The sequence below is a fragment of the Amaricoccus sp. genome (genome assembly GCF_036846665.1).
Classification (GTDB): Bacteria; Pseudomonadota; Alphaproteobacteria; order Rhodobacterales; family Rhodobacteraceae; genus Amaricoccus.
This window is the reverse complement of the sequence record NZ_DAIUBO010000401.1, coordinates 1-1,855: the sequence shown is the minus strand read 5'-3', so window position 1 is coordinate 1,855 and position 1,855 is coordinate 1. Positions and strand designations below refer to the sequence as shown.

The 1,855-nt window shown below is 69.3% G+C and carries 2 protein-coding genes; one reads left to right on the top strand and one right to left on the bottom strand.

All coding sequences use genetic code 11. The features are described from left to right. Positions 1-401: 401 nt before the first annotated feature. On the bottom strand, positions 402-1,379 hold the full coding sequence (locus V7050_RS20815; RefSeq protein WP_324368707.1) for a LysR family transcriptional regulator: 978 nt from the start codon (positions 1,377-1,379) through the stop codon (positions 402-404). Between the two features lie 194 nt (positions 1,380-1,573). Between V7050_RS20815 and V7050_RS20810 the strand changes: the two genes are divergently transcribed. Next, positions 1,574-1,855: DUF3604 domain-containing protein (locus V7050_RS20810; protein WP_324411257.1), on the top strand; the 282-nt coding region annotated here is incomplete at its 3' end.

Below are 1,855 nucleotides of genomic sequence, written 5' to 3'. Positions count from 1 at the left end.
GGGCGCTGGTCCGGGCATTTCGCCGAGAAGGGGCCGAGGGGCCATTTCCCCGACCCCGCCCGCCCCGGCCGTCACCGCCGGCTGCCGCTCGCCTGATCCCGGTCTCCGTGCGATCGCTGCGGACCGGAGCCCGTCCCGCCGTGGCGGCGCCGCCTTTTCTCGCGGATTGTCGGCCGACGGTGACGCCCGGCCTCCCGCGGCCTCGGCGCCCGCGTGTCCCGCTGACGAACCGGCGCGAGGCGCTGCCTCGCCGTTGCGGGCCCGGTCCGTCGCCCCGGGCGAACGCGGCACCCGGATGCCGCGTTCGCCCGGGGTACTCCGCCCGGTGATGCGGCGCGCCTGCAAAGCGGCTGCGGGACCGGCCCGGAATGCGGATCGCGCCTCGCCGGCGCGGGCCCGTTTCAGGGGGAAATGTCGTCTCGGGCCGGGCCGGGCCTCGGCTCGATGTCGGGTTCCTTCGACAGGATGCGTCCGACGAGCTTGCCTTCCGCCACCAGTTCCCGGACGCAGGTCTCGAACAGGCTCTTGATGGCCTCGGTCGCCACGCTCAGCCCACCGCTGTCGTTCCAGGCCATGGACAGCACCCGTTCGACGGGCGGGTTGACGATCTCCTTGGCCTGCAGGGCGCCGCCCGCGATCTCCTCGGCGAAGGCCGAATAGGGAACCACGGTATAGGCCGGGCCGGACAGGATGATGCTTCGGTATACCGGGATGGATTCCTGCTCGATCACGATGTTCAGGGAATGACCTTCGCGAAGGGCGATATTCTCCAGGGAGATCCGGAAATGATTGTTGCGGGTCCCCATGACGAGCGGAAACCCGCGCAGGTCGCGGAGCTCGACGGTGGGACCCATGCCGCCGGGAAAGCTTCGTCCGACGAGGTAGAACTTCTGGCTGATGAGGGGCAGGGACCGGACGTTTTCCAGCGCGGCCACGTTCGGGACCAGCGCGACGTCCACGGCCCCGGTCCGAACGAGGTTTCTGCTCATGACGGTGTAGGCATCGCGGATCCTGAGGTCGATGTCGGGATAGACGGCCCTGGCCCGCCAGAAGAGATAGCCGGCCAGCACCGGCGCCATCGAGGCGGCGATGGCTATGCAGACCTCCCCGACCGGAGATTCGCCGGTCTCGACGACCTCGTGGCGGATCTGGTCGATCCGGCGCAGGACCGAGGTTCCGCGCTCGTAGAGGCGCTCGCCGGCCTTCGTCAGCGTCACCCCCCTGACGCTGCGTTCGAAGAGCGCGACGCCCAGTTCGTCCTCGAGGGCCCTCATGTGCTTGCTGAGCGCCGGCTGCGCGAGATTGACCTCGCGCGACGCCGCAGCGATGGAGCCGCTATGAACCACGGACATGAAGAAGTTCAGGCGATCGAGCCGCATCCGGCGAGATCCTCGGCTGAGGCGATCCGGCGCGATCATAGCATCCCTGCACGATATTGCGCCAGCGGCCCTCGCCGCCGGCACAAGTCGCGGGCGGGGCGCCGGCGATGGGCCGTCAGCGGAAGCCCTTGACATGGCGCAACGACAACTCCAACCCCTGTGCTATCCTGGGCAGATCAAGGGGGGGAAGCACCATGCGCATCCGGCCATTCTGCACGGCGCTCTGCATCGCGGCCCTGCCGGGGCCCGCGTCGGCGCAGTTCATTCCGGCAGAAAGCTCGCTCTCGGGGCTCTATCCGGGCAAGGCCTATTCGCCCTATGCGGAGCGCAGCTTTCCCGACCGGGTGTTCTGGGGCGACACGCATCTACACACCGGGCTCTCGGTGGACGCGGGGCTCTTCGGCGCGCGGCTGGGGCTCGACGATGCCTATCGCTTCGCCCGCGGAGAAACGGTGACGTCCAGCACCGGCGTGCCG